The 6,887-nt window shown below is 60.1% G+C and carries 7 protein-coding genes; 4 read left to right on the top strand and 3 right to left on the bottom strand.

Features of this window, described 5'->3' with window-relative positions; all coding sequences use genetic code 11:
- Nucleotides 1-989: 989 nt before the first annotated feature.
- Genes V8352_RS20980 through V8352_RS20970 form a run of 3 tightly spaced genes read right to left on the bottom strand, consistent with a single transcriptional unit; the run spans nt 990 to nt 4,383 of the window.
- Nucleotides 990-1,907, bottom strand: a complete 918-nt coding sequence (locus tag V8352_RS20980; protein WP_336426213.1) for a plasmid partitioning protein RepB C-terminal domain-containing protein — start codon at nt 1,905-1,907, stop codon at nt 990-992.
- On the bottom strand, nt 1,904-2,812 hold the full coding sequence (locus V8352_RS20975) for a plasmid partitioning protein RepB C-terminal domain-containing protein (protein WP_336426214.1): 909 nt from the start codon (nt 2,810-2,812) through the stop codon (nt 1,904-1,906). Before V8352_RS20975 ends, V8352_RS20980 begins: the two co-directional genes overlap by 4 nt.
- On the bottom strand, nt 2,812-4,383 hold the full coding sequence (locus V8352_RS20970; protein WP_336426212.1) for a recombinase family protein: 1,572 nt from the start codon (nt 4,381-4,383) through the stop codon (nt 2,812-2,814). Before V8352_RS20970 ends, V8352_RS20975 begins: the two co-directional genes overlap by 1 nt.
- Nucleotides 4,384-4,699: 316 nt before the next feature.
- Between V8352_RS20970 and V8352_RS20965 the strand changes: the two genes are divergently transcribed.
- The 4 genes from V8352_RS20965 (at nt 4,700) to V8352_RS20950 (ending at nt 6,652) form a co-directional block, all read left to right on the top strand.
- Nucleotides 4,700-5,005 (top strand): XRE family transcriptional regulator, encoded by a 306-nt coding sequence (locus V8352_RS20965; RefSeq protein ID WP_336426211.1) that lies wholly within the window; start codon nt 4,700-4,702, stop codon nt 5,003-5,005.
- Between the two features lie 96 nt (nt 5,006-5,101).
- Nucleotides 5,102-5,356 (top strand): ribbon-helix-helix domain-containing protein, encoded by a 255-nt coding sequence (locus tag V8352_RS20960; protein WP_336425837.1) that lies wholly within the window; start codon nt 5,102-5,104, stop codon nt 5,354-5,356.
- A gap of 4 nt (nt 5,357-5,360) precedes the next feature.
- Nucleotides 5,361-5,669: a type II toxin-antitoxin system RelE/ParE family toxin gene (locus V8352_RS20955; RefSeq protein WP_336426210.1), complete on the top strand. Its 309-nt coding sequence runs from the start codon at nt 5,361-5,363 to the stop codon at nt 5,667-5,669.
- A gap of 692 nt (nt 5,670-6,361) precedes the next feature.
- Nucleotides 6,362-6,652: a hypothetical protein gene (locus V8352_RS20950; protein WP_336426209.1), complete on the top strand. Its 291-nt coding sequence runs from the start codon at nt 6,362-6,364 to the stop codon at nt 6,650-6,652.
- Nucleotides 6,653-6,887: the final 235 nt, after the last annotated feature.

Genomic DNA, 6,887 nt, shown 5'->3' with positions numbered 1-6,887 from the left:
ATGGCTGAGGTCTCCGCGTCGGACGCGCCTACCGAAGGCACGAAATATGGGAGCGGCTCAAGCACCGGTGCGCCCGACTACCCACACGGAACGAGAAGGGACCATCTTTGAGGTATTAGGGGGCTGATTTGGCCAAATGTTTGCTGCCGGGTTCTATACGCGCCGCATTGCAGGAATGCATTCAAGTCGCTGGCGGTTGCACTTGGATGAGATGTTTGTGCGCATCAATGCCGAGATTTATTAACTCGGGTGGGCCGTTTAAAATTGCAGAGAGGGCAGACAAGTATATGGCTCGGAGTCCGGTAGCCTTTACATCCGTTGGGATTCGGACCGATAGCGTGGCGCAATCAAATCAATGTGCGTGCTGCACAGCGCCGTGAGGGCGTTTGGCGGCCTGCGTGATGAGATGAAATAAAACAGCAACGAAAAGCCACCTGCCACGGTACGCTGCTAGGCAGTTTCGGGTCATGATTTCAAGGAGTTGAGTCAGTAGACTGTGCGGTTATCGGGGTAGACGCTCAAAATGTTCAGTTGGCTGGCGAAATAGTCCAAATTCTCAAGTGCGAGTGTAACATTTGCTCCCAAATTTTTAACGTCTTGCGTCAGCAAGAGATACAGTTTGCGATCGAGTCTAATGGCTTATCCCAGATGCTGACGCCGGTCGCGCATTTTGCGGGAACCAAACCTTCTGATGTTCCAAGGTGTCTAACCAATCATCCGCTTTGCCTCCGCTTCCCGCTGCCGCTGCAAAACGTCGGGGACTTGCTGCACAAATGGACGTGCCGGAGTGGCCCAATCTCCGACACGCCCCGAATTGAACGCAACCGCTTGGGCGGCCACGCGACCGGCGAAAACTCGAGCCAGCCTGGTGGGCTCCGAGCGGGTTCGCCGCCATCCCCACCGCCGCGCTCGATCCGGCCCACAGTCCGGCGTCTCCCGCGGTCCCCGCGCTTATTGGGTCCGGGTCCCCATCGTCCGCCAGCGATCTGCTACTCGGCTTCCGTGGCCTCCGCTGGCGTGATCTCGGTTATGGTCTGGAACTCGCCGAGGAACTCGGGATGGTTCTGCGCCAGATAGCGCACGATCCGGGCGTTCCCGAGTAACTTGCCGACATAGCCCTTGATCACGGTCAGATGCAGATGATCCTGGCCGTAGGTATCCTGGATCGACGCAATGCCCTCCTGCAGGCGGGCCAGCTCCTGTTCCATTCGCGCCATCGCCTCGGGCGTGATCCCTTTGACCTTCTTCGGCTTGGACGACTCGACCAGCTGCGCCTGCGGAGTTCCCGCAAGGATAGCGTTCACGTAGGCGACGGAATAATTGTTAGCGTTGACCAGCAACTCGGCTGCCTCGATCTGCCGCATGGTCTTCATCTTGCGCAGTGTGTCAAACACCGCACTAGTGCAGGGCTTATCTTTCAGGATCGCGACCGCTTCCTCGCAGATGCCATCGAGCAGGCGGGCCTTGCGCCGGATGCTGCTCATGTTGAGGTCAAGCGCGAGCGCGATCTTTTCCTCCGGCACGCCGCGCTCGATCGCCTTGCGGATCATTTTGTGCTCCTGTATCGGCGCGAGGCGGCTGACCTGGCGGTTGTAGGTGAAGGCCTCGTCGTCGGTGGAGACCAGACATTCCACCTCGCTCTCGCCTGCGTCCTTCAGCACCTCGATCCGCAGGTGGCCGTCGAGCAGCAACCAGGTGGCAGACTTGTCGGGGTTCCGAACCACGACCGGCGGCTCGACGATACCGATCTGGGCGATGGAGGCCACGATCTGCCGGTATTTCCGACCGGATTTCGCGCTCTTGACGAGGGCGCGCAGCGGCAGGATCGCATCGATGGGAAGGGTTACGCAGTCGTCCTCGAACCCGAGATTGACGCTTTGCGGGGTCTCCTTGGCCTCGCGTTTCATGCCGGGGAACCTTCGGTGATCGACCGTGCGAGATCGGCGGGCATCGTCTGAAGCCCCTCGGCCCGCAGCAGCGTCAGGAAGTGCTCGTCCGCGCAGAGCTTGCGGAACGCCTCGCGCACAAACATTAGTCGTCCTTGGGTCAGTTCAGCCTTCTTGATCAGCAGTTTCTGGCGCGTGGCCTCCTGCTGATAGGCCCGCACCAGGCCTTCACTGGTCAGCGCGCGTGTCGTAATGCGGCGTCCGAGCGGGTTGGTCTGGATCTGCGGGCCGCGCAGTTCGCGCTGCTGGATCAGGCGACGCACGAGCGCCAGCTTTCGGCCGCGCAGCTTGTTCTGCGTGTACGCATCCATCAGCGCCTTCTGCGCGCCCTTCGCATCTGTCTTGGATATCTGGATGGCGAGGTTCAGGGGCAGAACTCCGCTCTCTACGGCCGCTACCAGACGTTCCTCGCCCTTTTCCAGCAGCCCTGCGATCATGTTCACGTACTCGGTGGACAAGCCGATTTTCTCACCAATCTGGCGGTCGGTATAGCCGCGCTGGCGGAGTATCCCGATCTCGCGCATCAGGTCGATTGGGTTATGCGGCCGCCGCGCGCAGTTCTCGACGAGGCTCATGACGAGGCAGTCGCTCTCGTCGGCGTCGATCACGATGGCGGGAATGCGGTCCTGCTTGAGCTCGATGAAGGCCTCGAGGCGGCCCTGACCGCAGACGAGGTCGTATTCCTGCGGGTCGGTCCCGGCACGCGGTGCAACGGTGATCGGGCGCTTCAGGCCGATGCGCGCGATGTTCTCCACCATCGCCTCGAAGGTCCGCCGGTTGCGGACGCGGGGATTGAGGACCCGAACCCTGTCGGTCGGGATCAGGGTCACCTGCTTCTGGCTGGTCGGTTCCATGTCGTCGGGCATCATGCCACCTCCGCGATCCTGGCCCGCGAGGCGAGCGAGTAGAAGAAATCGAGCGTGTCGAACCGGTACGCATCCAGCGCGAGCCCGTTCTGCTCAGCGAACTTTAGTTTCCCTTTGGTCATGTCGATGCTGGGCAGCACATAGTAATCGCGCGGCACCTTGTTCACCTCGTCCATGCGCACGGCGATGGTGATGTCCGGCACCAGGCCGGTGTCGAGACGGATTCGCCAGCGCAGCGATCCGGCCGCCGTCGCCGTGCAGCGGGCGAGCACGATGGACACGGTGAACTCGTCATTGACCCGAACCAGGTCGGTGTCCGGATCCTGCACGGCCCACCCGTCGTGCCGTGTGACCCCGGCGATGATTCCTGCCACCACCTGCGGATGGGCCTGCCGCAGGGCGCGGTTGATCGCGATGTAGCTGTAGTCCCGGTCTGGCTCATAGCCGATCAGCCGGTAGGTGCGCAGCAGGCTGCCGAAGCGGCTGCGATAGGCGCTGGAGGACGGCAAGTCGTCCTCCGCGTCGATGATCAGCCCCGACAGCATGCCCTGGCGCTTGAGGATCGCGCGCAGCGCGTCGAGCAGTTCCTCATCCGAGAAATGGCGGCTGCGGGCATCCACGATCTCTCGCGCCCGCAGGAACAGCGCCTGATCGACTATGGCGGGATAGGCGCCCTCGGCGCGGATCCACATCTCGCGCGGGTTAACCACGCGGCGCTGCTTCAGCTTGAACGACACCTTTGCGAAGACATTGTTCCCGATGTATTTTTCGTTGGTCAGCACCTGATGGACGGTCGCGCGCGTCCACGGTCGGTTTAGATCTGTGCGGTGTCCTTCGGCGTTCAGGACTTCCGCGATCTCGCGCTCCGTGCGCCCCTCATTGACGAACATCGCGTACATGCGCTGGACGACCCGCTTTTCATCCTCCGGGCCAGGGACCAGGATCACGCGGTCGGTTTGCAGGCTTTTCTGCTCGCCGCGCGACAGCTCGCCTTTCGGGGTCCCGTGCTCATCGATCAGCACCCGGCGTAGCCCGTAACCCGCCGCGCCGCCCTGGCGATAGCCCAGTTCGACGAGGCGGCATTGTCCGGCGAAGACTTTGACCGAAAGCTCACGGCTGTATTCGCCGGCCATCACGCGCTTGACGGTTTTCAGGAGGTTCGAGCCGATGCTGCCATCATTTTCGAACTGCTCGCCGCAGTAGTGGACCCGGATCCCGGCCCGGGAACAGACATGCTCGTGATAGGCGCCCTCGTCGGCATCCTGAAAGCGCCCCCAGCGGCTGACGTCATAGACGAGAATTGCCTTGAAGGCGGCCTCGCCGGACTGGACCTCGGCCATCAGATTCTGCAGCGCCTCCCGGCCGTCGAGCCGCAGCCCGGAACGCCCTGAATCCTCGAACACGCGCAGGATCTGCAGGCCGCGGGCGGCGGCATATTTGCGGATGACGTCGAGCTGATTCTCGGTCGAGTATTTCTGGTGATCGGTCGACATCCGGACATAGGCGACGGCGAGGACGTCTTGTTCAGCGCTGGCGCCGCCGTCTTCGCTGTTTGCCCGACCGCCTCTCACACGCGCTTCTCCTCTTCACCACCCAAGACGCCGATGCAGTCGCTCGGTGTGCTCGGCACAATCGGTGTGTGCAGAAGACAATGGCGTGCTTGGAAAGTCGTTTCCTGAAAAGGGCAAGTTCTTTCCAGTCCCGCAACTCAGCGACTGCGACCGCAGATCCCGGATGCGCGCATGAGGCGCTGGTTTTTGAAACATTGCCGTCACCGTCCAATAACAAAGTGTTTTTGCCAGGCGACCACGAAGGATCGTCTCGGGCGCAAAAGAGATTCTCCCGTTTTCATGGCTCTACAGATATTTATCGGAGGGGAACGAGAAGATGCGGATCAAGATGGGCACAGTTGTGCCGAAGATGGGCACATTTGTGCACCTGATCGACAAGCCGATTGATTACCGGAAAGCTATGGCGATGGCGTTGCACGAGGAACTCGGTTCAACCAGTCGCTCGATCAAGATGGCAATGCGCTGGACGGGTGCCAGCGAGCGCACCGTGAAATACTGGCTCGCGGGCGAACGGGGGCCCAGCGGCGATCATCTCATCGCGCTGGCGCGGCACTCCGATGCCGTGCTGTTCGTACTTCTCGCGCTTGCGGGACGTCATGTGGTGGAGGACGAAGGCGAGTGAAGGCCGGACAAAGGTAGTGATCGCGTTGCGCACGCCTTGATCTGTCTTCTTTTTTGGTTATCTTGAAGACACTGGAGCCGAGAGGAGACGCCTGCCATGTCCCGCACAACTACCATGACCGTCCGCGTTAGCGGTACCCTGAGCGAGTTCGTTGCGACCAATGTCGGCGAGGGCGGCGCTTATGAGAACGTCAGCGAATACGTCCGTGATCTCATCCGCCGCGACAAGGAACGTGCCGAGCGCGAAGCCTTCGATCGCTTGAAGGCCGAATTGAACCGTGCTTTCGCCGCGCCCGAGCAAAGCTACAAGCCCCTGACTGCCGCCGAGGTGATCTCGCGGAACCGGGCTTGAGCCCATGGCAATCCTGTTCCAGGAGGCGGCCTCGGTCCGCCTCGACGAGATCTACCGATACACCCGCGACCGGTGGGGCGAGGCGCAGGCCGAAACCTACCTCACCGGCCTATTTGACGCGTTCGAACGGATCGAAACACACGGCGTGATGTCGAGGCCCGTGCCGGCCGAGTTCGGGGTGGAGGGGTATTTCTTCCGCTACGAGCGCCATTTCGTGTACTGGAAACGCCTTGCCAATAGCGACATCGGGATCGTCACCATCCTGCACGAGCGGATGCATCAGATCGAACGGTTCAAGGATGAATTTGAATAAACTATTGTTTTTACGAATAAAAAGTCGCCCTCACTTCGCTCTTCGATGAGCTTCCCAAGGTGGAGAAGGTTGTTTTTCAGGCCCATTCCCTCCGCCACAAACCATTCGCGAACCCTAGACAAGGCCCAAGTGTGGGCCTTTTTTCTTTTTGTTTCAAAGGGTTTAACGAGGCCATCCGACTTTTGGTGACTGGCAGTTGGCCCGAAATCGGTCTCCGAACGACCCCGCGTCTCCTTTCACCCGCCCTTCACCCAAATCGAGACGCATTCAAAACTGGTCGTCTTTTCAGATGCTTGCCGAAAATGGGTTGCGCCTCAGTTGAGGCAGGTACGACCGCTATCGATGCGTGCAGAGACACCCGAAGGCGGCGTAGTTGTGCGGGGTAATGCGGAATTTTTAACCGGTTCGGCGTGCCGTTTCCTCTGGTTAAGCCGTTCGGGGAGCCGACGTAAACAGCGCAGGGCGCAAACGTCGACGAAGCACAAGAAGATGTACTTGAAAAGTCAGGTCCGCCCTTTCTGTCCGTCTGGCGCGATGCGCACTATCCTATTTGTTCATGCCGTTCCCCGGGGGCGGACATTCATGGCGCGNACAAGAAGATGTACTTGAAAAGTCAGGTCCGCCCTTTCTGTCCGTCTGGCGCGATGCGCACTATCCTATTTGTTCATGCCGTTCCCCGGGGGCGGACATTCATGGCGCGGCCGTTTCGGCCTTTCTGTTGGACGCAAGATGAGGATACAAAAAGCGGCGGCGTCTGGGCGTCGAGTTGGACGACGCGTCGGGTAAGAGGAATGAGTCGCATGGTGGAAAGCTTTAACTACATCTCATTCGGCAATTGGGAAAATGTCGAAGGAAACGTTGATGTCGTCACAATGCTCCGAGGTCGTATGTTTGAATACACGCCCTCGGACACGGAGAAGCGGCTTGAAAGCCTCGATGACGATGCGATCGCCTTTCTCGAAACACTGCCGACCTTTCTGTGAAGTGAGATAGCGCCAGCTGGGAATGCTGTCTCTATGCTTATCAAATATGGCCGGATCTCCAACATCACAACTGGGCGCAAGGAGGTCTCCATGACCTTCGCGACGCAAATCGATTTTGGCGAAGTTATATGGCTTCTTCGCGGTTTGTGTGGGTGTGCGGGTCTCCGGTCAGTTCACGACCACACCAGATGTTGTGTCGTAGGGTGACGCGGGCAGGTGCTTGAGCCGACCGGCG

The organism is Roseovarius sp. D0-M9 (assembly GCF_037083805.1).
Lineage (GTDB): Bacteria > Pseudomonadota > Alphaproteobacteria > Rhodobacterales > Rhodobacteraceae > Roseovarius.
Note: the sequence above shows the minus strand (reverse complement) of the source record. Positions and strands in the feature narration are given on the sequence as shown.

Excerpts from the sequence above, each read along its gene's own strand:
- V8352_RS20980 (WP_336426213.1), bottom strand. The coding sequence starts at position 1,907 with ATGAAACGCGAGGCCAAGGAGACCCCGCAAAGCGTCAATCTCGGGTTC.
- V8352_RS20960 (WP_336425837.1), top strand. The coding sequence starts at position 5,102 with ATGTCCCGCACAACTACCATGACCGTCCGCGTTAGCGGTACCCTGAGC.
- V8352_RS20965 (WP_336426211.1), top strand. The coding sequence starts at position 4,700 with ATGCGGATCAAGATGGGCACAGTTGTGCCGAAGATGGGCACATTTGTG.
- V8352_RS20950 (WP_336426209.1), top strand. The coding sequence starts at position 6,362 with ATGGCGCGGCCGTTTCGGCCTTTCTGTTGGACGCAAGATGAGGATACA.
- V8352_RS20955 (WP_336426210.1), top strand. The coding sequence starts at position 5,361 with ATGGCAATCCTGTTCCAGGAGGCGGCCTCGGTCCGCCTCGACGAGATC.
- V8352_RS20975 (WP_336426214.1), bottom strand. The coding sequence starts at position 2,812 with ATGCCCGACGACATGGAACCGACCAGCCAGAAGCAGGTGACCCTGATC.